Source organism: Qipengyuania sp., from assembly GCF_042095715.1.
Classification (GTDB): domain Bacteria; phylum Pseudomonadota; class Alphaproteobacteria; order Sphingomonadales; family Sphingomonadaceae; genus Qipengyuania.
In genome coordinates, this window is sequence record NZ_JBELMO010000019.1 from 25,898 (window position 1) to 47,716 (window position 21,819).

Genomic DNA, 21,819 nt, shown 5'->3' on the forward strand with positions numbered 1-21,819 from the left:
GGATTGCGCACATATCGCCCGCTATGGCCGAACTCGTCATCCGCAGGGGGCTGGAAGAGCCCGACACATCGGACAAATTCGTCCCCCACAAGCCGGTTCGGCCGGAAAAATCGATGCCGGGCCGCAAGTTCAAGCTGGTGAGCGAATATGAACCGAGCGGCGATCAGCCTACCGCGATCGCCGAACTGGTAGACAGCGCGCATGAGGGTGAGCAGACCCAGGTTCTCCTGGGAGTGACCGGGTCGGGCAAGACCTTCACCATGGCCAAGGTCATCGAAGCACTGCAGCGCCCCGCGCTGATCCTGGCGCCGAACAAGATCCTCGCAGCGCAGCTCTATGGCGAATTCAAGAGTTTCTTTCCCGAGAACGCGGTCGAATATTTCGTCAGCTATTACGACTACTACCAGCCCGAGGCCTACGTCCCTCGATCGGACACCTACATCGAGAAGGAAAGCTCGGTGAACGAGGCGATCGACCGGATGCGGCACAGTGCCACGCGGGCTCTGCTGGAGCGCGACGATGTAATCATCGTCGCCTCGGTCAGCTGTCTTTATGGCATCGGCTCGGTCGAAACCTATTCGGCCATGATCTTCGACCTCAAGCAGGGTGACGTGCAGGATCAGCGCGAGATCATCCGCAAGCTTGTCGCGCTCCAGTACAAGCGCAACGACGCCGCATTTCAGCGCGGCAATTTTCGTGTGCGCGGAGATAGCCTCGAGATCTTCCCCAGCCATTACGAGGACATGGCGTGGCGCGTCAGCTTCTTCGGCGACGAGATCGAGGAGATCAGCGAGTTCGATCCGCTGACAGGCACTAAGGGCGCCAGCCTCGACAAGGTCCGGGTCTACGCCAACAGCCACTATGTGACCCCGGGGCCGACGATGAAGCAGGCCTCCGAGGCCATCAAGTTCGAGCTGGCCGAGCGGCTTAAGGAATTGCACGAGGAAGGCCGGCTTCTGGAGGCGCAGCGGCTGGAACAGCGCACCAATTTCGATCTCGAAATGATAGCCGCGACGGGCAGCTGCGCCGGTATCGAGAACTACAGCCGCTTCCTGACCGGGCGCCTTCCGGGCGAACCGCCCCCCACATTGTTCGAATATCTTCCCGAAAATGCGCTTCTGTTCGTGGATGAAAGCCACCAGACCGTGCCGCAGATCGGGGCGATGGCGCGCGGCGACCACCGCCGCAAGATCACGCTGGCCGAGTACGGCTTTCGTCTGCCCAGCTGCATCGATAACCGTCCGCTTCGCTTCAACGAATGGGATGCGATGCGGCCGCAGACCTTTGCGGTCAGCGCTACGCCCGGTGGGTGGGAGATGGAGCAGACCGGCGGTGTCTTTGCAGAGCAGGTCATCCGTCCGACCGGTCTTATCGACCCCCCGGTCGACATTCGTCCGGTCGAAGACCAGGTCCAGGACTGTATCGAGGAATGCCGCAAGACGGCGGCCAAGGGCTACCGCACCCTGGTCACCACGCTGACCAAGCGCATGGCGGAAGACCTAACCGAATTCATGCACGAAGCGGGTGTGAAGGTCCGCTACATGCATTCGGACGTCGAGACGCTGGAACGCATCGAACTCATTCGAGACCTTCGCCTTGGCGTTTACGACGTGTTGATCGGCATTAACCTGCTGCGCGAAGGGCTGGACATTCCGGAATGCGGACTGGTGTGCATTCTCGACGCCGACAAGGAAGGCTTTCTTCGTTCCGAGACCAGTCTGATCCAGACCATCGGTCGCGCCGCGCGCAACGTGGATGGGCGCGTGATCCTCTATGCCGATCGCGTTACCGGCAGCATGGAGCGCGCGATGGCGGAAACGGAGCGCCGCCGGGAAAAGCAGCGGGCCTATAACGAAGAGCACGGCATCACGCCGAAGACCATCCGCCGCCAGATCGCCGACATAGTCGCGCACACCGCAGCGGGCGACGGCGTGACCGTGGACACCGGAGAGGACGAGCGGAACAACCTCGTCGGTCATAATCTGCGGTCTTACATCGAGGATCTGGAGAAACGGATGCGCAATGCCGCAGCCAATCTGGAATTCGAGGAGGCAGGCCGCCTGCGCGACGAGATCCGGCGGCTTGAGAACGATGAGCTTGGCCTGCCGGATGATGCGAAGAAGGCGCCGCTGGTCGGTCGCAGTAACGAAGGAAAACCCGGCACGCGCAAGACCCGTTACGGCAAGACGCGTTACAAGCGAATGGGCGGCAAACCCTAACTGGCTGCGCCGCTCCGCAAGACGCTCGTCGGCTCGCAATCGGCTGGCCTCAGCCGCTGGCGCTACGGCAATTGCCTAATCCTGCCCTCGCTTATAGGAGCGACGGCATGACAGCAAAGACATGGGTCTCCGCCGCCCTCGCCATTTCCCTGGCCGTCACGATGGCTCAGGCGCAGGACAAATCCGGGGCCGGGGCGGAGCCTGCCAGGACCAGTGAATACAAGCCTGTCAGCGCCAGCAAAAACTTCACCGGCACCTTTGGCGGACGCACCTTGCGATACACCGCCAGCGTCGCCGAGCAGGTGCTGAAGGACGACAAGGGCCATCCCAAGGCGGCAATCGTCACCACCGCCTATATCGCCGAGCCGCGCGATCCCGATCGCCCCGTGACGTTCCTGTTCAATGGCGGGCCCGGCTCGGGCTCGCTATGGCTGCAAATGGGGGCCTTCGGACCGAAGCGCGTGGCGATTCCGTCGGACGCGCGCGACGATGGCGCCCCGCCCTACCCCATTCTCGACAACCCTGATTCGCTGCTGGATGTGACCGATCTGGTCTTCATCGATCCGGTCGGCACCGGCTTCAGCCATGTGATCGGCGACACCGATCCCAAGGATTACTGGGGTGTTTCGCAGGATGCCAAATCGGTCGCCAAGGTGATAAGGCTGTGGTTGAGCGAAAACGGGCGCTGGAACAGTCCGAAATTCCTGGGCGGTGAAAGCTATGGCACAACCCGGTCGGCTGCGGTCGTGAACGAGCTGGAGGGCAGCTATAACGACGTGTCGCTCAACGGCGTGATCCTGATCTCTACCGTTCTCGATTTTGCTGCCGGCGCCGATACGGAAGGGGCCGAACTGGGCTACATCACCACTTTGCCAAGCATGGCGGTGACTGCCCAATATCATGGCAAGGCAGGCACGGGGCAAACCCCCGCCGCTTTCGCCGAGGCGGCCCGGCAATTCGCCTTGGGCCCCTACGCAGCATTTCTTTTGAAGGGCCAACGCGCGCAAGACGCCGAGCGCGCCGCAGTCCGCCGCGAACTGGCCCGGTTCACTGGCCTTTCCGAAGCCTATCTCGACCGGGCCGATCTGCGCGTAACCGCAGGCCGCTTCTACAAGGAACTTCTGCGCGATCGCGGCCTGACCGTGGGTCGTCTCGACAGCCGCTATACTGGCATAGATTACGACAGCGCCGGCGAATATCCCGATAACGATCCCAGTTTCTACGGTATCGACGGTGGCTACACTGCTGCCGCCAATGCCTATTTCCGCGATACCATCGGCTACGAAACCGAGCGGGACTATGTGACCATTGGCGGGGTGGGTGACTGGGATTGGCGCCTTCAGGGCGGGCGCGACACCAATGCCTATCTGAATGTCACCCCCTATCTTGGCCGCGCCCTGCGTGAGAACAGCGGTCTACGCATCTTCGTTGGCCAGGGCTGGTATGATTTCGCCACGCCGTTCTTCGCAGCGGAATACGCGCTGACCCGCACGGGAATTCCGCAGGATCGTATCGAGTATGCCTATTATGATTCCGGCCACATGATGTATGTGCGCGACGAGGACCGGAGCAAGCTTTCCTCCGATATCCGCGCCTTCATCCGGAACCGCTGAGCGGCGCGATGAAGTCCCGCGTCGCATTGGCCCTCTCACCCCTGTTGTGTCTGGTTGCTTGCAATCCGCCGGCCGCAGACCGCTATGTCGCGCGCGTGGGCATGGGGGAACGCAGCGCGCCGTCTACCCCGATCGACTCGCCCGACACCGAAGGCGCGGTTTGGGTCCCAAGCGCGCAGGGAGCAAACCGGCTGATTTACGGAAAACCGGGCAGTCCCGCCCTCTTTTCGCTCGAATGCGCTTTGGAGAAAGGCGTACCCAATATAATCTACACGCGCTTTGCCGAAGCCGATCCGCGCGCTCAGGCGATACTGGCTCTGATCGGAAATGGGTATGTCAGCAGGCTCAAGATCGACGCCACGCGGGAAGACGGCAGCTGGCTCTGGCGGGGAAGCGAACCGGCGCTGAGCCGCAATTTCGAGGGGCTGACGGGTGCGCGGCAAGTAGAGGCGACGGTTCCCGGAGCAGGAAGCGTGATCCTCAATGCTAGCCGGCTTCCCGGCGAGCTGATCGATCGCTGCCGCGCGCAAGTTCCGCCAAGAGCCCGGGAGTAAGCACCTGGGGCAGTTGCTGAACAGGATCGCCCTGCCCGGGATACCACAGGTACAAAGGAACGCCCGCCGCGCCCTGCGCCGTGAGGAAGCGGGTGATTTCCGGGTCGCGTCGGGTCCAGTCCCCGCGAAGCACGGTGACCCCTGCTGACTTGAACGCGTCACGGGTGCTTTCCCGCTCGATGGCCGCCCCCTCGTTGACCTTGCAGGTCAGGCACCAGTCGGCGGTGAAATAGACGAATACCGGCCCATCTCGCCTTGCCGCCGCAAGACGGTCTTCGCTGAAGGGCGAACTGGCGAGCAGCGCATCGGTCTGGACGGCGCCCGGGCCCGGGGCTCGGACGAGGAAGGGCAGTGACGCCGCCAGTACCAGTGCAACAGTCGCAGCCACTGGCCCGGCGAAATGGCCCCGTCTGCCCCCCCAGAATTGCATCAGGGCAAAGGAGAAAGCGATAGCGGTGCCGCCCGCGCCCAGCGCGAACCACACGCCGCCAAGACGCCACACCAGCCAGGCGAGCGCCAGTGCGGTAAGCCCCATGGGCAGCGCCATCCAGCGCCTGAACGTCTCCATCCATTTTCCCGGCCGAGGCAGGCGAGATCGCAACGCGGGCACGAACCCCAGCAGCAGGAACGGAAAGGCAAGGCCCAATCCCAGAGCGGCGAACAACGCCAATGCCTCTACCGCGGGAAGCAAAAGCGCGGCGCCAAGAGCCGCGGCCATGAACGGCCCGGTGCATGGCGTCGCGACGAAGGCCGCGAGAAGACCGGTGCCGAACGAACCGCTTTGCGATGCGCCGCCCCCGGCGATAGCCATTCCGGGTATCTCGAACAGACCCAGGAAATTGGCGGTCAGCGCGACCGCCAGCACGAAAAGCGCCACCACCACGCCGGGTTCCTGCAACTGGAAAGCCCACCCGATCTGCTGGCCCCCAGCCCTCAGGACCAGCAGAAGCGCACCGAGCGCCAGAGTCACGAGCACCGTACCACTCGTATAGGCCAGCGCATCGCGTCGTGCCCCACCCTCATCACCGCCCGCTTTCGCCAGAGCGAGAGCCTTGAGGCTGAGGATGGGGAAAACGCATGGCATCACGTTGAGGATCAGCCCGCCGAGGAATGCGGCCAGCAGCGTGATCCAGAAATCCGGCGCGGGAGCGGAAGTGGGCGCCAGCAATGTGCCGCCTGTCGGTACAGGTCCGCGTACCGCCGTAAACCGGATGCCCTCACCATCGCCGAGCGCCAGAATCCCCGTGACGCTTTCGGGCATCTTGGCCCCATCGGCCAGTTCGAGCGTGGCGATCAGATGATCGCCTTTGCGCGAAAAGGCCTGTGGCGCAGCATATTGAACGAGTTCGGGTGTTTCGACGAAAACATGCGGCTGCGAGATTGCTAGCGATGCCGGCAGCGGGACCGCCAAGCGCAGCACCCTTCCATCGGCTGTAGCGGTCGCCTGCCGGTCGAGATCCGGTGCGAGCCGGGATCGCCAGTCGGCGAAGCGCGGTTCGTCACGGGCTGCCGACGGGTCGATGGATACTTCGGCATGTTCGGGGACGCAAATCCGGTCGGTGCAGGCCAGATAATCCGCGGTCAGCCGGATCGACGGAAGATCGGCGATACGCGCGTCAGCCGGCACCTTGATCGGCACAAGCACGGCGTACTCCCCTTCGAAGACATGATTGGCGAGACCGGCAATCTCCAAAAGATGTGGAACCGGATATTTCGGCTCGCCCGCGCTCCAGCCGTCGGGAAGTACCCAGTCGAGCCGCATCGGCGCGCCCGCGTCGCCCGGATTGCTCCAATATCCGTGCCATTCGGGGGACTTGGGGGTGAAGCGCAGGGCCAAGGTCCATGTGGAGCCTGGTTGTGGCTGCCCATCCGCCACCAGATCGAGGGCGATATTGTTCGGACGGGGTGTCGGCTGTGCGGCCAGCGGCAATGCACACACCGCCAGGGCAAGCATTGCAAGCACCGCCCACCATCGTCCGATCGCCCTTGCCTGCATCATGCGCGCCGTCCTAGAGCGCAGCCGACAGGCGTGCAATGAGAGCAGTGATGGCGAACGAGCGGGACGTGGTGATACTTGGCGGCGGGCTGGTCGGGATGACGCTCGCCCTCGCACTGGCGAAACGCGGGTTTTCCAGCCATGTCGTCGATCGAGCCGATCCGGCGGACCTGACCGCGGACGGATTCGACGGTCGCGCATCGGCCATTTCGACCGCGAGCTGGAACCTGTTCCGCAATATCGGCATCGCCACCGCCCTTGAGCCTTTCGCCTGCCCCATTTCCTCGATCGCCGTCACAGATCAGCTGCGCCCGGGCCACCTCAATTTTACGCCTGAAGCGCACGAAGGAACACTGGGGCGTATGTTCGAAAACCGTCGTCTGCGGCTGGCCTTGTTCGAAGCGGCCCGGGGGGAACCGCTGATTGACTGGCACGCGAAGTCCGAAGTGACCAGCCGGGAACGCAGCGATTTCGGTGTCGAGGCCAAGCTGTCCGACGGTACCGCGCTCACAGGGTCGCTGATGGTAGGCGCGGAGGGGCGCAATTCGCCCACCAGGGGGGATGCGGGCATCTCGGTCGCCAAGTGGGACTACTCCCACCGCGCGATCATCGCAGGCATTTCGCACGAAAAGCCCCACCAGAATGTGGCGTGGGAGATATTCTACCCGGCGGGCCCGTTCGCGCTGCTGCCGATGCGCGACGACGAAGACGGCACGCATCGAAGTGCCCTGGTCTGGACCGTCTCCGAAAAAGACGCCGCAGGTACTTTGAAACTGTCGGATCGGGCTTTTCTGGCCGAGCTGGACAAGCGCATGGGCGACCTGTTCGGAAAAATAACGGGAGTTGGCCCACGCTCCTCCTTCCCGCTTGGCTTTCATCACACCGCGCGCATCACTGCCGACAGGCTCGCCCTGGTCGGCGACGCGGCCCATGGCATACACCCCATCGCCGGTCAGGGTCTCAACCTGGGGCTGCGCGATGTGGGCGCGCTGGTCGAGGTCTTGGACGCAGGCGCGCGGCTGGGCCTGGAGCCGGGAGACGCGCAGCTGCTGGCCCGTTACGAGCGCTGGCGCGGGCTGGACGCGTTCATGGTGGCCCTCGCTACCGATGGGTTGACCCGGCTGTTCGGTCTGTCCGGCCCGGCCGCCTCAGCGATCCGGCGCTTCGGCATGGCCGGTGTCGAGCGGATGCCTCCGCTGAAACGATGGTTCATGGACGAGGCCAGGGGTATGGCCGGCGACCTGCCGGATCTACTGCGCGCCTGACCCTTCGATAGCCGCCGAAGTGGAAATAGCCGGGACCGGATCGGCCGGGCTTGCCTGCTCGATCGCGCGGCCCGTGCCGTCGCGCAGCTTGCGCGGCTCCAGCACCGCCGCCGTTTCGATCAGATCCAGCGCATTCTGCGCAGCGGCATAGCGCCTGGCATCGCGAACCCAGTTCTGCGCGTTGGCCGCACCGGGCAGGCTGCTGACTTCTGCCACGGCAGCTTCGACGCGCCCGCTCTGAAGAAAGAGTCGAGCACGGTCGAGCCTTCGTTCGGGCTGAGGAGACGGGGTGCTTTCACGGCGAACCACGAAAAGCTGGGCGATCTCGCTGCGCAGCCGTGACCAGCTCGCTTCGCTTTGCGTCTGGGCAAGTTCGGGCGCCAGTCCATCGAGGCGGGCAACGAGCCGATCGAGAGTGATCGGATTGCGTCCGAAGGCCACCACCGTCTGAACCGCATTCGGCATGGCATCGCCGAACCGCAGCCGAAGCTGATCGGCCAGGAAGCCGAGTTCGTTTCCGCGCTCCAGCGCGCGGCGCGCGGAGAAAGCGATGAGGAGACCCTCGGCCCGTGCCGCGTTGCCCGCAGCCGCCTGCGCCTGAAGGTCCAGCCGCGCGATCCGTTGTTCCGCAGCGGCGATACGCTGGTCGAGACCGCCTTGTTGTTCAGCGACCCGCTCTACCGCCTCCGTAGCCTTCTGAACGGCTCTGCTGGAAGTCGCGCTTGGCGTTGGCTCCGGGCTGTTCGTCTCAGCGGGGGTGGTCGAAAGCACAGGCTGCGACACAGAGGCTGCCGGCTCGACCGCGCTGTCACGCTCCAGGTAGCTATAGACCCCATAACCAACGAGTGCGCCGCCCAGTAGGAAAGAAGCGGCCAATGCCATCAATACCGGTCGCACGGTCGTGCCCGCGCGCCGCCTGCTCGAATATTCGCTCATCAGCTCCCGTTCTGCGATCCGACGCGCCGCTCCGCGCGCGCAATGCTCCCCTGTCGGAGCAAGTTACTTGCACAAAGCCGCAGCTTTGCCAATCAGCGCCGCATCACTTGGCGTTTCGGCGCTGTGGACGGCCAACCATCCCTCGCCCGCTGCTTCTGCGATGCGGGGGCCGAGAGCCAGCAATTCCAGACGCGGCAAGTCAATCCCCAGTCGCTGGCACTCCGATCGGAAATGTCGGGCCGTAGCGGCAGAGTGCAAGGCGATCACCGGACGCAAAAGCCCAATTTCCGAGGCGAAAGCGGTCTCCAGCGGGACCGATCGGACCCGGTACACGACCCGCTCTTCGATCTGCTGTCCCGGCATCGGTTCAAGATCGACGCGCTCGTCGCCCATCAGGCGCAAAAGGCGCGGCCAATCGTTTCCCGCAGTCTCCAGCACGGTCTGCAATCCGCCCCGCCCGGTCGCAGCCACTCGAAAGCCGGCTCCCCGGGCTGCATCGGCGGTACTCTTGCCCACAGCCAGAACGGGCAGCCCGCGCAATTGGGCGAGTGCGGGGCCGCCGTGGCGAAAAACCGCCGCGCTACCAGCCAGAATGGCGTCGAAAGCACCGTCCGGCAAAGACCAGGCAATCGGTTCATAGGCGGACAGCGGATGGCCGATTGCGGCGATACCGCGACTTCTGGCAAGCTCTGCCGTCGAATCCCAGCCGGGCTGTGGCCTGAGGATCGCCAGAGGTCGCGGCATCACGCCTGAAAGGTTTCGCGAACCGAAAGCGGCGCACGCGCGAGCAATTCCTCCGCAAGCGCCGTGGGACCTGCGGGGTCTCCCTCGGCGAAGCGCTGCTCCCCCGCGATCCGTTCTGCCCCGTCGGGCGAGAAGATGGCGGCATGAAGCACAAGCCCCCCCTCTCCTCGCACGGTCAGGCAGGCAACCGCGCTGTGACATGAGCCGCCCAGCGCCGCGAGCAGCGCGCGTTCCGCCATTACCTCGGCATGGCTTGGCGCGTCGTCGATGGCCTTTAAAAATCTCGTCGCCGCCTCGTCACTGCCGCGGCACTCGATGCCGATGGCCGCCTGAGCCGGTGCGGGAAGCCAGTCCTCGGGATCGAGCCGCGTGCCGATGCCGCCTTCGCCCAGCCGCGCAAGGCCTGCGGCCGCAAGGAAAGTCGCATCCACCTCCCCAGCTGCCAGCTTGGCCCTTCGCGTCGCGACATTGCCCCGGAACATGACGACTTTGCAATCCGGCCGGGCATGGAGCAGCTGAGCGGCACGGCGCGGCGCGCTTGTTCCGATGGTGGCCCCTTGCGGCAAGCTGTCGATGGAGAGCGCACCAAGAAGCACGTCCGCCTTGTCCGCACGGGGCAAGATGGCGGCAATGGCCAAGCTGTCCGGGCGCAGCGTCTCAACGTCTTTCATCGAATGGACCGCCGCATCGATGCGGCCTTCGTCGAGCCACATATCGAGTTCGCGCGTCCACAACGCCTTGCCGCCGATTTCGGCCAGCGGGCGGTCCTGGATCTTGTCGCCGCTCGCGATGACGGGCACCAGTTCGACCCAGCTCTCGTCCCAGCCGTGTGCATCGCAAAGGCGGCGGCGCGTTTCCTCCGCCTGCGCCATGGCGAGCGGGGAACGCCTCGTGCCGAGGCGAAAGGGTCTGTCGGGGCTGGGCTGATCGACCATCGCGGTCGCTTGCCCTAGCGGGCGGGCTCGTTAGAGGAAAGCCGCATGGCATTGGTACTGGGCATCGAATCGAGTTGCGACGAAACGGCGGCGGCGCTGGTCACGCACGATCGCAGGATCGTGGCGCAGAAGATCGCCTCCCAGGACGAAGCCCACGCGCCTTACGGGGGCGTTGTCCCGGAAATCGCCGCACGCGCCCACGCGGAGCGGCTGGCACCGATGATCGCAGCGGTTCTGGAAGAGGCCGATGTATCCCTCGCCGATTGCGATGCGATCGCGGCCACGGCCGGTCCGGGACTCATCGGCGGAGTGATGGTGGGACTGGTCAGCGCGAAGGCTCTGGCCATGGCGAGCGATACGCCGCTCATCGCCATAAACCATCTCGAAGGCCACGCTCTCAGCCCTCGCCTCGCCGATCCGGAACTGGAATTCCCATATCTGCTGCTGCTTGTTTCCGGTGGCCATTGCCAGATCCTTCGCGTGGAGGGCGTGGGGCAATATCGCCGCCTCGCCACGACCATAGACGACGCTTTGGGCGAAGCCTTCGACAAGACCGCGAAGATCCTGGGCCTCGGATTCCCTGGCGGCCCCGCGGTCGAGAAGCTGGCACTGGAGGGGGATCCGCAGGCGGTTCCATTGCCGAGGCCCCTGGTTGGAAGCGGCGAGCCCCATTTCTCTTTTGCCGGGCTCAAGAGCGCCGTCCTTCGGGCCAAGGACAGCGGGAAATATGGCGATGCGGATATTGCGGCGAGCTTTCAGCGCGCCGCCATCGATTGCGTAACCGATCGGTTGCGCATGGCTGTGCGCGATCATGGCGGATGCCCTGCCCTTGTCGTGGCCGGGGGAGTTGCGGCCAATGCTTCGGTGCGCGGCGCGTTGACGGATTTGGCGGCCAGTTACGACATGCGCTTCGTGGCACCGCCAGTCCCCCTGTGCACGGACAATGCCGCCATGATCGCATGGGCAGGCTGCGAACGGCTGGGCCAGAAAGGTTTCGCCGGCGATCCTCTCGATATCCCCGCCAGGCCGCGCTGGCCGCTCGATCCCGATGCGGAGCCGGTGCGCGGCGCGGGCGTGAAGGCATGAGCGGAATCGGAGTTCTGGGAGGCGGCGCCTGGGGTACGGCCCTGGCGCAGATGCTCGCAAGCGAGGGGCGCGAGGTCAGGCTGTGGGCGCGAGAGCCCGACGTGGTGGATGCCATCAACACGCAGCATCGCAATCCCGTCTTCCTGCCTTCCGCGCAGCTTGCGAACTCCATCCGCGCGACGACGGATCTTGGCGAGATGGCCGGTCTGCAAATTCTGCTGGTCGTCACTCCGGCCCAGCATATGGCCAGCGTGCTTGGCGGCATGCCCGCTCATCCGCGCGATCTGGTGCTGTGCTCCAAGGGCATCGACGCCGCTACGGGCCTGTTGCTCAATCACGTCGCTCGCGATGCTGCGCCGGGCAGCGAGGTTGCGGTGCTATCCGGCCCCACTTTCGCGCATGAAGTCGCGGCGGGATTGCCCACAGCAGTCACCCTCGCCTGCTCCGGCGCAGAGGAGCAGTGGGATCGACTGGCACCGGCCATCGCGAGGGCCGCATTCCGGCCCTATTACTCCGACGACGTCATCGGCGCGGAGATCGGGGGCGCGGTCAAAAATGTGCTAGCCATCGCTTGCGGCGTGGTGGACGGGCTGGCGCTTGGCCAGAACGCGCGGGCTGCCCTGATCGCGCGCGGCTATGCCGAAATGCTGCGGTTCGGAGCAGTTCTTGGCGCTCGGGCCGAAACCCTGGCCGGGCTTTGCGGCCTCGGCGATCTCGTGCTCACCTGCAGCTCCACCTCCAGCCGGAATTTCTCCCTTGGCAAGGCGCTGGGGGAAGGGGGCAATCCCGCAGACCTGATGGCCGACCGGCGCACCGTGGCCGAAGGCGCCTTCACCGCCCCGGTTCTCGCCAGGCTGGCGCGGGACCATGGCATTGCCATGCCGATAGTCGATGCCGTCGAACGGCTGCTGGGCGGCGCCCGCGCGGCAGAGGTCGTCACGGGGCTGCTGGCCCGCCCCCTGCGGGCGGAAGGCGAAGAGGGCAACTGAAGACCCGAAGCTTCCCCCTCGCCGGGGTTCCCGCTAAGGACTGATCGGAGAGGAGACACGGTCCCATGGAATTCATCGAGGCCAACTGGCTTTTGATCTTGCTGGTCGTCGTGACGGCGGTCGCGATTTTCTGGTACATCTTTCACGCCGCGAGGCGGACCCGCGTTACCGGCGAGCGGCGCGATGTGCTCGATCAAGGGGCAGCTCCGGCAGCACGCAACCAGGCCCTTATCGACGCGCCTCCCGCATCGGCGGCCCCGCGGACGGATCGCGTGGAACCCGCACCACGTCCAGACCCCTCACCGGTGACGGCCCCCGCAGCGATGGCCAGCGCACCCACTGGGCTGGCGGGCGCGGGAGAGGCGGCCAGATTTGGATCGGCGGCCGCCGCCATGACCGATGCCCAGGAACCGCAGGCCGACAGCGACGACCTGACCCAGATCAAGGGTGTAGGTCCAAAACTCGCCGCGATCCTTCAAGGCTTGGGGATTAACTCCTTCGCGCAGATCGCCAAATGGGACGAGGCGGAGATCGACCGCGTCGACAGCCAGCTCGGCCGCTTTCAGGGCCGTATTCGCAGGGACGCCTGGGTCGAACAGGCGAAGTTTCTCGCCAGTGGCGACGATGCCGGCTACGCGGCGAGGTTTGGGAACAACGCCTAGGGCTGGAACTTATCCGGTTTACCTGCGTATGATCTCCCTGGGTCGTCGTACGAACGGGAGTCGATGACATGAAAAGCCCGGTTATCCTTGTCGCGGAAGACGAAGCAATCATCGCCTACGACTTATGCGAGACGATCGAGAGCGCCGGCTTCACTGTCGCCGGACCGTTCGACGATCCTTCCTCGGCGCTCCTTTCGGCGCAGACGGAAAAACCCGATATCGCGATACTCGATATCAAGCTGTTCGGCGGAACAACCGCCTATGCCCTGGCCGAGAAGCTGATCGCGGAGGACATTCCCGTGATCTTCCATTCGGGCCAGGTGACGGTGGAAGAGGTTCGCGAGCGGTTCCCCCAGGCCTGGGCCCTGTCGAAGCCGTGCCCTCCGGGTGAAATCCTCGAACGCGTCAGCGAGGCGCTACGCCCGCAATAGAACGCGTCGGAACAGTTTGGGGCCGGGGTCCGTTCGTGTGGTGAACATTCGCACGAGAGGAAATTCATGTCGCTTCAAAAAATGGTCGCCACGCACCCACAGGTAGATAACGAAACGGAAGAACTGGTTCTGGCCGCGCGCCATGCAATGTTGTGCGCGCTGTTCTGCACGAGCTGCGCCGATGCCTGTTCGTCCGAAAGCATGGACATGAGCCAGTGCGTGCGCACCTGTTCGGACTGCGCGGACGTGTGTGCCGCGACCGCCCGTCTGGCCGTGCGACGCACCGGACAGAATATCGACGTTCTGCGCGCCCAGATCGAAGCCTGCATCAAGGCGTGCGAGATATGTGCCGAGGAATGCAGCAAGCACGACAATCCGCACTGCAACCTGTGCGCGACCATGTGCAGGGAATGCGCAGAGGACTGCCGCAAGGCCCTTCCGCTGGTGAACTAAGTCTCGCTCTTGCCCGTACGCCCTCAGCCTGACATGGCGGAGGCGAAGAGGAGACGAGATGGCGCAGATGGTACCTTTCGGGTGGGAGGACCCCTTCCGGCTCGACGATCAGTTGTCCGAAGACGAACGCATGATCCGCGATGCGGCGCGGGCCTTCGCGCAGGGTGAGATGCAACCACGCGTGATCGACGCCTACCGCGAGGAGTCCGATGCGCCCGAGCTTTTCCCGATGATGGGCGAAGCTGGTCTGCTTGGTGCCACCATTCCCGAGGAATACGGCGGGGCCGGAGCGGGCTACGTCGCCTATGGCCTGATCGCGCGGGAGATCGAGCGGGTCGACAGCGGCTATCGCTCGATGGCAAGCGTTCAGTCCTCGCTCGTGATGTATCCCATCTTCGCCTATGGCAGCGAGGAGCAGCGCCGCAAGTATCTCCCCGGCTTGGCCAGCGGCAAGCTGATCGGTTGCTTCGGCCTGACCGAGCCCGATGCCGGATCCGATCCTGCCGGAATGAAGACCGTGGCACGGCAGGATGGTGACGGATTTCGCCTGAGCGGGTCCAAGACCTGGATCAGCAATTCCCCCTTTGCCGATGTCTTCGTTGTCTGGGCCAAGAGCGAGGCACACGGCGGCGCGATCCGCGGCTTCGTGCTGGACAAGGGTATGGAGGGTTTGTCCGCCCCCAAGATCAAGGGCAAGCTGAGCCTGCGCGCCAGCACCACAGGCATGATCGTGATGGACGATGTCAAGCTGCCCGCCGACGCGATCCTGCCCGATGTGCAGGGCCTGAAAGGTCCCTTCGGCTGCCTCAACCGCGCGCGGTACGGCATCAGCTGGGGCGCGATGGGCGCTGCTGAATTCTGCATGCATGCCGCGCGCCAGTATGGCCTGGACCGCGAACAATTCGGCGTACCGCTTGCTTCCAAGCAGCTTTACCAGCTCAAGCTGGCGGACATGATGACCGAGATTGCGCTGGGCCTTCAGGCCTCGCTGCAAGTCGGGCGGCTGATGGACGAAGGCCGGTTCGCGCCCGAGATGATCAGCATCGTCAAGCGCAACAACGTCGGCAAGGCGCTCAACATCGCCCGCGCCGCGCGCGACATGCATGGCGGCAACGGGATATCGGAAGAATACCAGGTCATCCGTCACATGGTGAACCTGGAGACGGTGAATACCTATGAAGGCACGCATGATGTCCATGCGCTGATCCTGGGACGCGCCATCACGGGGATACCCGCTTTCTGATCGCGGCGGAACGGACGGGCCGCGCAGCGACCTTTCCTACATGGCTCCGGCGTGGCAGAAGGGCAGCCATGAACCGCCCGAAATCCGCTTTGCAGACCAGGTTCTCGGCGGATTTCGGCGGTCGCTCAGTTTTGTCCCTGTACCGTGGTCCAAGTGGTCCATGTTCTTGGACATCGATCCGTAAGCCCTACCGATTTCCTATTTTGCCGCCCGGTGCCGCTCGCCGATGCGACTCGCCGCGCAGGCGGCGGGGGGAGCGCGGTTAAGCACCCCCGGTACCGAGCAAAACGACATATGCGGGAAAACCCGCCAGACTAAGCGGAGAGGAACGACACAGCATGAAACTCGCCAGCCTCAATGACGGAACGCGCGACGGTAAACTCGTGGTGGTCTCGAAGGATCTGACCCGCTGCTGCGCGGCGGGCTACATTGCGCCGACACTGCAATATGCGCTCGACAACTGGGACCGGGTGGCTCCCAAGCTGGCAGCGCTCTACACCGATGTCGAACATCAAACGGTGCCGTGCGAGCGGTTTCACGAGCGCGAGGCGATGAGCCCCCTGCCCCGCGCCTTCCAGTGGGCAGATGGCAGCGCTTACATCAATCACGTGGAACTGGTGCGGAAAGCCCGCGGCGCGGAAATGCCAGAAAGCTTCTATCACGATCCGCTGATGTATCAGGGCGGCAGCGACGGTTTTCTCGGCCCGCGCGAGGACATTCCGCTGGGCGACGAAGCCTGGGGCTGCGACATGGAGGGCGAAATCGCGGTCGTCACCGACGATGTGCCGATGGGCGTTTCGAAGGAACAGGCGGCGGATCACATCAAGCTGGTGATGCTGGTCAACGACGTGTCGCTACGCGGCCTGATCCCCGACGAACTGGCCAAGGGTTTCGGCTTCTTTCAGGCAAAGCCCGCCAGCGCCTTCAGCCCCGTCGCGGTGACGCCGGACGAGCTGGGCGATGCGTGGAGCGGCAGCCTCGTACATCTGCCTCTGATGGTCGATCTCAACGGCCAGGCTTTCGGTCGCCCGAACGCCGGGCAGGATGCGACATTCAGCCTTGCGCAGCTGGTGGCTCATGCGGCCAGAACCCGTCGCCTTTCAGCCGGCACCATCATCGGCAGCGGCACCGTCTCCAACCGGGGGCCCGGCGGCGATCCGGGCAAGCCGGTGAGCGAAGGCGGAGCAGGCTACAGCTGCATCGCGGAAATCCGCATGATTGAGGCCATCGGCAACGGTGAGGCGAGCACGCCGTTCCTCAGCCCAGGCGATACGGTGCGGATCGAAATGAAGGACAAGGAAGGCCATTCCATCTTCGGTGCCATCGAGCAGACGGTGGTGGGGGCCTGATCCTCCATACCATTTCAAACAGGCCGGCGTCCCAGTGAAAGCTGGGGCCTCGCGCCCTCAGGTCCGACCCGGTCGAGCGAGATCCCCGTTTCCGCTGCCGTGAAGGCCTATGCATTCCGGATAGCTACATCGAACGCGCGATCACCATCTTCATGATCTCGTTCGATCCGCCGAATATGCGGCTGATGCGGCTGTCGCGAAACATGCGGGCGATCGGGTAGTCGTTGATATAGCCGGCACCGCCATGCAGTTGCAGGCACTTGTCGACCACCTCGCCCTGCAATTCGGTCACCCAGTATTTGGCCATGCAGGCTGTCGGCACGTCCAGTTCGCCCTTCAGATGCTTGGCGATGCAATCGTTCACGAAGATCTTCGCCGCCGTCCCCTTCGCTTTCAGGTCGGCGAGCGTGAACTGGGTGTTCTGGAAATCCCAGATAGTCTGGCCGAACGCCTTGCGCTCCTTGGTGAACTTGACCGTTTCTTCGAGCGCGCGTTCGATCACCGTCATGCCGCCCATCGCGATAATAAGGCGTTCCTGCGGCAATTCGCCCATCAACTGGTAGAAGCCCTTACCTTCCTCTCCACCCAGCACGTTCTCGGCCGGGACGAACACATCGTCGAAGAATAATTCGCTGGTGTCCTGCGCATCGAGCCCGACCTTGTCGAGCTTCTTGCCGCGCTGGAACCCTTCCGCGCCCTCGGTCTCCAGCAACATCAACGAGATGCCCTTGGCCCGCTCCTTCGGGTCGGTCTTGGCGACGACGATGATGAAATCGGCGATCTGGCCGTTCGAGATATAGGTCTTGGCCCCGTTGATGCGGTAGCCGTTACCATCCTTCAATGCCGTGGTTGTGATGCTCTGTAGGTCGGAGCCGACGCCCGGTTCCGTCATGGCGATGGCGCTGACCAGCTCGCCCGAAACCAGCTTGGGCAGATATTTCTTTTTCTGTTCCTCGGTGCCGTGGCGGACCAGGTAGGGCAGGATCACGGTGTTGTGGAGGCTGGCGGAAAAGCCTTCGACGCCATGTTTGCCCTGTTGGTCGATCACCACCATCTCGTGGCGGAAATCGCCGCCATGGCCGCCATATTCTTCCGGCACGGACGCACCGAGCAGGCCCGCCTCGCCCGCTTCGTTCCAGAATTCGCGCTCGACCTGCCCGTCCTCGCGCCATTTGAGGACGCGCTTTTCGGGCGCATGTTTCTCGTAGAACTTGCCGACCGCGTCGGAGAAGATCGCAATCTCCTCGTCCTGCATGTATTCGGGCTCGGGTACGTCGATGACGGCCATGCTTATTTCCCCTTCCAGTTCGGCTTGCGCTTCTCCGCAAAGGCAGCCGCGCCTTCGCGCGCGTCCTCGCTGAAGAAGACCGGTCCGATCAGCTGCGCCTGCTTGTCGTAGCGCTCGTCCATCGGCCAGCCGCGCGAGTCCTTGATGATCTGTTTCGACACGCGCACGGCCAGCGGGCCGTTCTCGGCGATTTTGGCCGCAAGTTCCAGCGCGCCTTCCAGCGCATCTCCATCCACGACACGATTGATGAGACCCAGTTCATAGGCACGGTGCGCGTCGATGAACTCGCCGGTCAATGCCAGCTCCATCGCGATCCGTTCCGGGATCTGGTCGGGCAGCATCATGACCCCGCCCGCCGCCGCGACGAGGCCGCGCTTCACCTCGGGAATGCCGAATTTCGCATCCTTGTTCGCCACCACGAGATCGCAGGCGATCATCAGCTCCAGCCCGCCTGCCAAGGCATAGCCTTCGACTGCGGCGATCAGCGGCTTGACCGGCGGCTTCTGTACAATGCCGCCAAACCCGCGACCTTCGATGCTCGGGCTTTCCCCCCGCAGGAAGCCCTTGAGATCCATTCCCGAACAGAAGGTGCCGCCCGCGCCCTTCAACAAACCGACCCGCAAATCGTCCTCGCCGTCCAGGCGGTCCATGGCCGCCGCGATCCCCTCTGCTGCCGCCTTGGTCATGGCATTCTTCGCATCGGGACGGTTGATGGTCACGATCAGCACGCCATCGCGCACCTCGGTCAGAATTTCCTCGGACATCCTCGCTGGCTCCCGTTGCTTATGGAAACTGTCTTGCCTGTATGTGGGGCAAGGTTTACGTACCCGTCAACCTATTATCAGAACTGAGAGGAACCGTGATGCCTGAAGCCTATATCGTCGATGCAGTGCGAACGCCGCGGGGAATCGGGAAGCAGGGCAAGGGTGCCTTGGCGCACATGCATCCGCAGCATCTCGCCGCGACGGTCCTTTCGGCGATCCGCGACCGAAACGATCTCGATACGTCGACCGTGGACGACATCATCTGGTCGGTGAGCACTCAGGACGGCCCCCAGGCGGGAGATCTCGGGCGGATGGCCGCGCTCGACGCCGGTTACGATATCACCGCCAGCGGCACCACGCTGGACCGGTTCTGCGGCGGAGGCATTACCTCCGTGGCGCTCGCGGCCGCTCAGGTGATGAGCGGGATGGAGGATTGCGTTATCTCAGGCGGAACCGAGATGATGAGCCTCACCGCACAGATGGCGCGCGACAAGATGGCGGCCGGCATCAAGGGCCCGATGATGGGCAGCCACAACGAACGCCTGCAAGCCAGCCATCCCCAGAGCCACCAGGGAGTATGCGGCGACGCCATCGCGACGATGGAAGGCTTCACGCGGGAGGAACTGGATGAGGTCGGCTTTCGCAGCCAGCAGCGCGCGGCACAGGCAATCGAGGAGAACCGGTTCCAGAAGTCGCTCGTCCCCGTCCAAGACGACAGCGGAACGGTCGTTCTCGAGCGCGAGGAATTTCCCCGCCCCGAAACGACGATGGAAGGCCTGGCCAAGCTGGAGCCGGCCTTCACCAAGATCGCGAATGTGCCGCTCGACGAAAAGGGAACGACCTTCCGCGGCCTGGTGAACGAGAAATATCCCGATCTTGACATCGAGCATTTCCACCATGCCGGCAATTCCAGCGGCGTGGTGGACGGAGCGGCGGCCGTGTTGCTCACCAGCGCGGATTACGGCCGCAAGCACGGGCTCAAACCTCGTGCCCGCATCGTCGCCACCGCCAATATGGGCGATGACCCCACGCTCATGCTCAACGCACCCGTCCCTGCCGCCAGAAAGGTGCTGGAAAAGGCCGGTCTCTCGAAAGACGACATCGATCTCTACGAGATCAACGAGGCGTTTGCTGTGGTCGCCGCGAAATTCGTCCGCGATCTCGAACTCGATTGGGACAAGGTCAATGTAAACGGCGGCTCGATCGCGCTCGGGCACCCCATCGGCGCGACGGGATCGATCCTGATCGGCACGATCGTCGATGAGCTGGAGCGGCAGGGCAAGCGCTACGGCCTCGTCACGATGTGCGCGGCTGGCGGCATGGCCCCCGCGATCATCGTCGAACGCGTCGAGGACTGGGCCGACTGAGACCTGGTTGGATTGGGCAGGAGGGACCCGTCAAAACGCGTCGAGGACGGGTTTCGCCCATTCCGGGCGACAGATCAGAAGATCGGACATCGATAGATCGCCCCTATTGTAACGGAGAGGCGAACCATCGAGGTGGGAGCAATGCAGCCTATGCGCCTGGGCCACCGCGACAGGTGCGCAGCTGTCCCACTCGCTCATGCCGCCAGAGTGCAGATAGATATCCGCCTCTCCCCTGATCACCGCCATCGCCTTCGCGCCCGCGCTGCCCATCGGGACGATACTGCCCCCAATCCGCGCGGCGATGTTCGACGCCTCTTCGGGCGGGCGCGTGCGGCTCACTACGATCCGCGGCGCGGCGTGCCTGGGAGCCAGTTCGACCGGACGGTCGCTGCGAAAGACCACGCCGCCATCGAGGCACGGCATACCGACCGCGCCGATCGCAGCGTCTCCATCGATCGCAAGACCGACGTGGATTGCCCAGTCGGCCCGCCCCTCGGCGAATTCACGGGTTCCGTCGATCGGATCGACGATCCAAACGCGTGATTTTTCCAGACGGCGCGGCCGTTCGCGCATCTCCTCACAGATGATGCCATCATCCGGGCGATGTTCACGAAGGGCGTTGATCAGATACCGATCGGCGATCTGATCGCCCACGCGGCCCAGCCCGTCCGGCTCGAAAAGCTTAGCCTCTCGCACCCGCTCGAGTATCGGCCCCAGTGTCTGGGCGAGACGCGCGGCCAGTTCGGCATCCGTCATGTGGGTTTCCAGACATCTTTCATCGCGCGGCAGGACGCTATGGTACCTAGCTGCGCTAGGCAACAACCCAGTCCATCAGCGAATGATTTCGGACAAGGAAAAGCGCGTGACAATCAACGCGATGCGGGGCGTTGGTGCCGGCACGGCAAGAACGCGAGGGCAGTGATCACCAAAAGCTTCGCCGATCCGATCTACCGCGAAATACGGAGCGCGCTTGGCACAAAAGGGCCGATCTCAATCTTACCGCAGCGCGCTCGCTAGCACGGTCTAAACAGAGGAATTTAGCGGATCAAAGCCTTACCGAGCATGAAATTCCTCTCGTGAGGCTGATCGTCTTTTAGTCCTCGTCTTGAGATACGCTCGAACGGGCTCGTCGAAGACTTTCAAAATTATAAACGATACGAGAACCGTGAGGCCCAACCGCATCAAGGCTTCGAGGAGCATGGGCGCTTCACCTTGACCAGCGCTTGATAAACCTAATGCATTGAAGCCACCACCGATGATCTTAAGAATTGGCTCGTGAACAATATAAAGGGGATAGGAAACAGCCCCCAGGAAAACGCAAAAACGGGGAAGGACCGAATCTGCCCTGGCTGCGAAAAAAATCAGGAGGGGATAGATAATGAAAACCACAATGAGATCGTACCAGGACGAACCGGGCGCTTTATGGCCCATTGCCGCAAATGTAGCGAAAAGAATTGCTGCGCAAAGCCAACCGTATCGGTGTGCTGAAATATCTATCTGACGGTGCAAACGATATACCACCACACCCACTGCGAAAGAAAAAACTACCCTTGGCAGGCCGAGCCAAAAAAGAAATGGGTCGCGCTGATAACCGACCTGAAACCCATTCTGTTCAATGCTGGAGATTGCAAGAATCAGTCCTGACACGGTTGCCGTGGCAAGCAGCGGCGTCCGTCTCGCATTGATCAAAAACGCACCAGCAATAAAACTCGCGATCAATTCGAAAAATAGCGACCAGACCGGTACGTTCCATGGGAAAGCGACATAGGAGGTCGTCCAGAATGCGGGAAACGGTACCATGCTGGAAATGAATGTAGCAGGAGCGTAATTGCCAAAATGATCGTACCCCGTTCTACTTTGGAAAAAAGCCACAAAAGCAGCTAGGAGCCCGCCTGCAACGAGCATTGGATGCAGGCGAAAAATGC

20 protein-coding genes are annotated in these 21,819 nt (G+C 63.5%); 12 read left to right on the top strand and 8 right to left on the bottom strand.

What is annotated here, in order from left to right:
• Positions 1–23: 23 nt before the first annotated feature.
• The 3 genes from uvrB to ACFDTG_RS06820 all read left to right on the top strand — a co-directional run bounded on the left by uvrB (position 24) and on the right by ACFDTG_RS06820 (position 4,386).
• Positions 24–2,219, top strand: a complete 2,196-nt coding sequence (uvrB, locus tag ACFDTG_RS06810) for an excinuclease ABC subunit UvrB (RefSeq protein WP_375290262.1) — start codon at positions 24–26, stop codon at positions 2,217–2,219.
• Between the two features lie 107 nt (positions 2,220–2,326).
• On the top strand, positions 2,327–3,832 hold the full coding sequence (locus tag ACFDTG_RS06815; RefSeq protein ID WP_375290263.1) for a S10 family peptidase: 1,506 nt from the start codon (positions 2,327–2,329) through the stop codon (positions 3,830–3,832).
• A gap of 8 nt (positions 3,833–3,840) precedes the next feature.
• The gene (locus ACFDTG_RS06820) at positions 3,841–4,386 is read left to right on the top strand and encodes a hypothetical protein (protein ID WP_375290264.1); all 546 of its coding nucleotides are present in this window, start codon (positions 3,841–3,843) and stop codon (positions 4,384–4,386) included.
• Here the strand turns inward: ACFDTG_RS06820 and ACFDTG_RS06825 are convergent.
• Positions 4,319–6,385, bottom strand: a complete 2,067-nt coding sequence (locus tag ACFDTG_RS06825) for a protein-disulfide reductase DsbD family protein (RefSeq protein WP_375290265.1) — start codon at positions 6,383–6,385, stop codon at positions 4,319–4,321. The genes ACFDTG_RS06820 and ACFDTG_RS06825 overlap by 68 nt on opposite strands.
• A 35-nt stretch (positions 6,386–6,420) precedes the next feature.
• On the opposite strand from ACFDTG_RS06825, the gene ACFDTG_RS06830 reads away from it, so the two are divergent.
• A complete protein-coding gene (locus ACFDTG_RS06830) occupies positions 6,421–7,647 on the top strand; it encodes a UbiH/UbiF/VisC/COQ6 family ubiquinone biosynthesis hydroxylase (RefSeq protein ID WP_375290266.1) in 1,227 nt (408 codons plus the stop codon).
• Here ACFDTG_RS06830 and ACFDTG_RS06835 read toward each other — a convergent pair.
• The 3 genes from ACFDTG_RS06835 to hemC all read right to left on the bottom strand — a co-directional run bounded on the left by ACFDTG_RS06835 (position 7,633) and on the right by hemC (position 10,262).
• Complete coding sequence (locus ACFDTG_RS06835; RefSeq protein WP_375290267.1) at positions 7,633–8,583, bottom strand: mitofilin family membrane protein; 951 nt, start codon at positions 8,581–8,583, stop codon at positions 7,633–7,635. The two genes, ACFDTG_RS06830 and ACFDTG_RS06835, sit on opposite strands and share 15 nt — an antisense overlap.
• 63 nt (positions 8,584–8,646) lie before the next feature.
• Complete coding sequence (locus tag ACFDTG_RS06840) at positions 8,647–9,327, bottom strand: uroporphyrinogen-III synthase (protein ID WP_375290268.1); 681 nt, start codon at positions 9,325–9,327, stop codon at positions 8,647–8,649.
• Positions 9,327–10,262 (bottom strand): hydroxymethylbilane synthase, encoded by a 936-nt coding sequence (gene hemC / locus ACFDTG_RS06845; protein ID WP_375290269.1) that lies wholly within the window; start codon positions 10,260–10,262, stop codon positions 9,327–9,329. Before hemC ends, ACFDTG_RS06840 begins: the two co-directional genes overlap by 1 nt.
• Before the next feature lie 45 nt (positions 10,263–10,307).
• On the opposite strand from hemC, the gene tsaD reads away from it, so the two are divergent.
• The 7 genes from tsaD to ACFDTG_RS06880 all read left to right on the top strand — a co-directional run bounded on the left by tsaD (position 10,308) and on the right by ACFDTG_RS06880 (position 16,475).
• Positions 10,308–11,348: a tRNA (adenosine(37)-N6)-threonylcarbamoyltransferase complex transferase subunit TsaD gene (gene tsaD, locus ACFDTG_RS06850; protein ID WP_375290270.1), complete on the top strand. Its 1,041-nt coding sequence runs from the start codon at positions 10,308–10,310 to the stop codon at positions 11,346–11,348.
• Complete coding sequence (locus ACFDTG_RS06855) at positions 11,345–12,337, top strand: NAD(P)H-dependent glycerol-3-phosphate dehydrogenase (protein WP_375290272.1); 993 nt, start codon at positions 11,345–11,347, stop codon at positions 12,335–12,337. Before tsaD ends, ACFDTG_RS06855 begins: the two co-directional genes overlap by 4 nt.
• 65 nt (positions 12,338–12,402) lie before the next feature.
• Entirely contained in the window at positions 12,403–12,999 is a 597-nt protein-coding gene (locus ACFDTG_RS06860) for a hypothetical protein (RefSeq protein WP_375290273.1), read from the top strand.
• A gap of 68 nt (positions 13,000–13,067) precedes the next feature.
• Entirely contained in the window at positions 13,068–13,430 is a 363-nt protein-coding gene (locus ACFDTG_RS06865) for a response regulator (RefSeq protein WP_375290274.1), read from the top strand.
• 66 nt (positions 13,431–13,496) lie between these two features.
• Complete coding sequence (locus tag ACFDTG_RS06870; RefSeq protein ID WP_375290275.1) at positions 13,497–13,883, top strand: four-helix bundle copper-binding protein; 387 nt, start codon at positions 13,497–13,499, stop codon at positions 13,881–13,883.
• Between the two features lie 67 nt (positions 13,884–13,950).
• Positions 13,951–15,126 (top strand): acyl-CoA dehydrogenase, encoded by a 1,176-nt coding sequence (locus ACFDTG_RS06875; protein ID WP_375290283.1) that lies wholly within the window; start codon positions 13,951–13,953, stop codon positions 15,124–15,126.
• A gap of 338 nt (positions 15,127–15,464) precedes the next feature.
• Complete coding sequence (locus ACFDTG_RS06880; protein ID WP_375290276.1) at positions 15,465–16,475, top strand: fumarylacetoacetate hydrolase family protein; 1,011 nt, start codon at positions 15,465–15,467, stop codon at positions 16,473–16,475.
• A gap of 124 nt (positions 16,476–16,599) precedes the next feature.
• Here the strand turns inward: ACFDTG_RS06880 and ACFDTG_RS06885 are convergent, their stop codons facing one another.
• Together ACFDTG_RS06885 and ACFDTG_RS06890 are read right to left on the bottom strand one after the other, a co-directional pair.
• Positions 16,600–17,763 carry an acyl-CoA dehydrogenase family protein gene (locus tag ACFDTG_RS06885; protein WP_375290277.1) on the bottom strand — a complete coding sequence of 388 codons (1,164 nt, stop codon included), beginning with the start codon at positions 17,761–17,763 and terminating at the stop codon, positions 16,600–16,602.
• Positions 17,764–17,765: 2 nt separating this feature from the next.
• A complete protein-coding gene (locus tag ACFDTG_RS06890) occupies positions 17,766–18,527 on the bottom strand; it encodes a crotonase/enoyl-CoA hydratase family protein (RefSeq protein WP_375290278.1) in 762 nt (253 codons plus the stop codon).
• 98 nt (positions 18,528–18,625) lie between these two features.
• On the opposite strand from ACFDTG_RS06890, the gene ACFDTG_RS06895 reads away from it, so the two are divergent.
• Positions 18,626–19,894, top strand: a complete 1,269-nt coding sequence (locus tag ACFDTG_RS06895) for an acetyl-CoA C-acetyltransferase (protein WP_375290279.1) — start codon at positions 18,626–18,628, stop codon at positions 19,892–19,894.
• A 30-nt stretch (positions 19,895–19,924) separates the two neighbouring features.
• On the opposite strand, the gene ACFDTG_RS06900 is transcribed toward ACFDTG_RS06895, so the two are convergent.
• Both ACFDTG_RS06900 and ACFDTG_RS06905 read right to left on the bottom strand, forming a co-directional pair.
• On the bottom strand, positions 19,925–20,650 hold the full coding sequence (locus ACFDTG_RS06900) for a 3'(2'),5'-bisphosphate nucleotidase CysQ (RefSeq protein ID WP_375290280.1): 726 nt from the start codon (positions 20,648–20,650) through the stop codon (positions 19,925–19,927).
• 297 nt (positions 20,651–20,947) lie between these two features.
• On the bottom strand, positions 20,948–21,819 hold an 872-nt coding region (locus ACFDTG_RS06905), incomplete at its 5' end, for an acyltransferase family protein (protein ID WP_375290281.1).

Excerpts from the sequence above, each read along its gene's own strand:
- uvrB (WP_375290262.1), top strand. The coding sequence starts at position 24 with ATGGCCGAACTCGTCATCCGCAGGGGGCTGGAAGAGCCCGACACATCG.
- ACFDTG_RS06815 (WP_375290263.1), top strand. The coding sequence starts at position 2,327 with ATGACAGCAAAGACATGGGTCTCCGCCGCCCTCGCCATTTCCCTGGCC.
- ACFDTG_RS06820 (WP_375290264.1), top strand. The coding sequence starts at position 3,841 with ATGAAGTCCCGCGTCGCATTGGCCCTCTCACCCCTGTTGTGTCTGGTT.
- ACFDTG_RS06825 (WP_375290265.1), bottom strand. The coding sequence starts at position 6,385 with ATGATGCAGGCAAGGGCGATCGGACGATGGTGGGCGGTGCTTGCAATG.
- ACFDTG_RS06830 (WP_375290266.1), top strand. The coding sequence starts at position 6,421 with ATGAGAGCAGTGATGGCGAACGAGCGGGACGTGGTGATACTTGGCGGC.
- ACFDTG_RS06835 (WP_375290267.1), bottom strand. The coding sequence starts at position 8,583 with ATGAGCGAATATTCGAGCAGGCGGCGCGCGGGCACGACCGTGCGACCG.
- ACFDTG_RS06840 (WP_375290268.1), bottom strand. The coding sequence starts at position 9,327 with ATGCCGCGACCTCTGGCGATCCTCAGGCCACAGCCCGGCTGGGATTCG.
- hemC (WP_375290269.1), bottom strand. The coding sequence starts at position 10,262 with ATGGTCGATCAGCCCAGCCCCGACAGACCCTTTCGCCTCGGCACGAGG.
- tsaD (WP_375290270.1), top strand. The coding sequence starts at position 10,308 with ATGGCATTGGTACTGGGCATCGAATCGAGTTGCGACGAAACGGCGGCG.
- ACFDTG_RS06855 (WP_375290272.1), top strand. The coding sequence starts at position 11,345 with ATGAGCGGAATCGGAGTTCTGGGAGGCGGCGCCTGGGGTACGGCCCTG.
- ACFDTG_RS06860 (WP_375290273.1), top strand. The coding sequence starts at position 12,403 with ATGGAATTCATCGAGGCCAACTGGCTTTTGATCTTGCTGGTCGTCGTG.
- ACFDTG_RS06865 (WP_375290274.1), top strand. The coding sequence starts at position 13,068 with ATGAAAAGCCCGGTTATCCTTGTCGCGGAAGACGAAGCAATCATCGCC.
- ACFDTG_RS06870 (WP_375290275.1), top strand. The coding sequence starts at position 13,497 with ATGTCGCTTCAAAAAATGGTCGCCACGCACCCACAGGTAGATAACGAA.
- ACFDTG_RS06875 (WP_375290283.1), top strand. The coding sequence starts at position 13,951 with ATGGTACCTTTCGGGTGGGAGGACCCCTTCCGGCTCGACGATCAGTTG.
- ACFDTG_RS06880 (WP_375290276.1), top strand. The coding sequence starts at position 15,465 with ATGAAACTCGCCAGCCTCAATGACGGAACGCGCGACGGTAAACTCGTG.
- ACFDTG_RS06885 (WP_375290277.1), bottom strand. The coding sequence starts at position 17,763 with ATGGCCGTCATCGACGTACCCGAGCCCGAATACATGCAGGACGAGGAG.
- ACFDTG_RS06890 (WP_375290278.1), bottom strand. The coding sequence starts at position 18,527 with ATGTCCGAGGAAATTCTGACCGAGGTGCGCGATGGCGTGCTGATCGTG.
- ACFDTG_RS06895 (WP_375290279.1), top strand. The coding sequence starts at position 18,626 with ATGCCTGAAGCCTATATCGTCGATGCAGTGCGAACGCCGCGGGGAATC.
- ACFDTG_RS06900 (WP_375290280.1), bottom strand. The coding sequence starts at position 20,650 with ATGACGGATGCCGAACTGGCCGCGCGTCTCGCCCAGACACTGGGGCCG.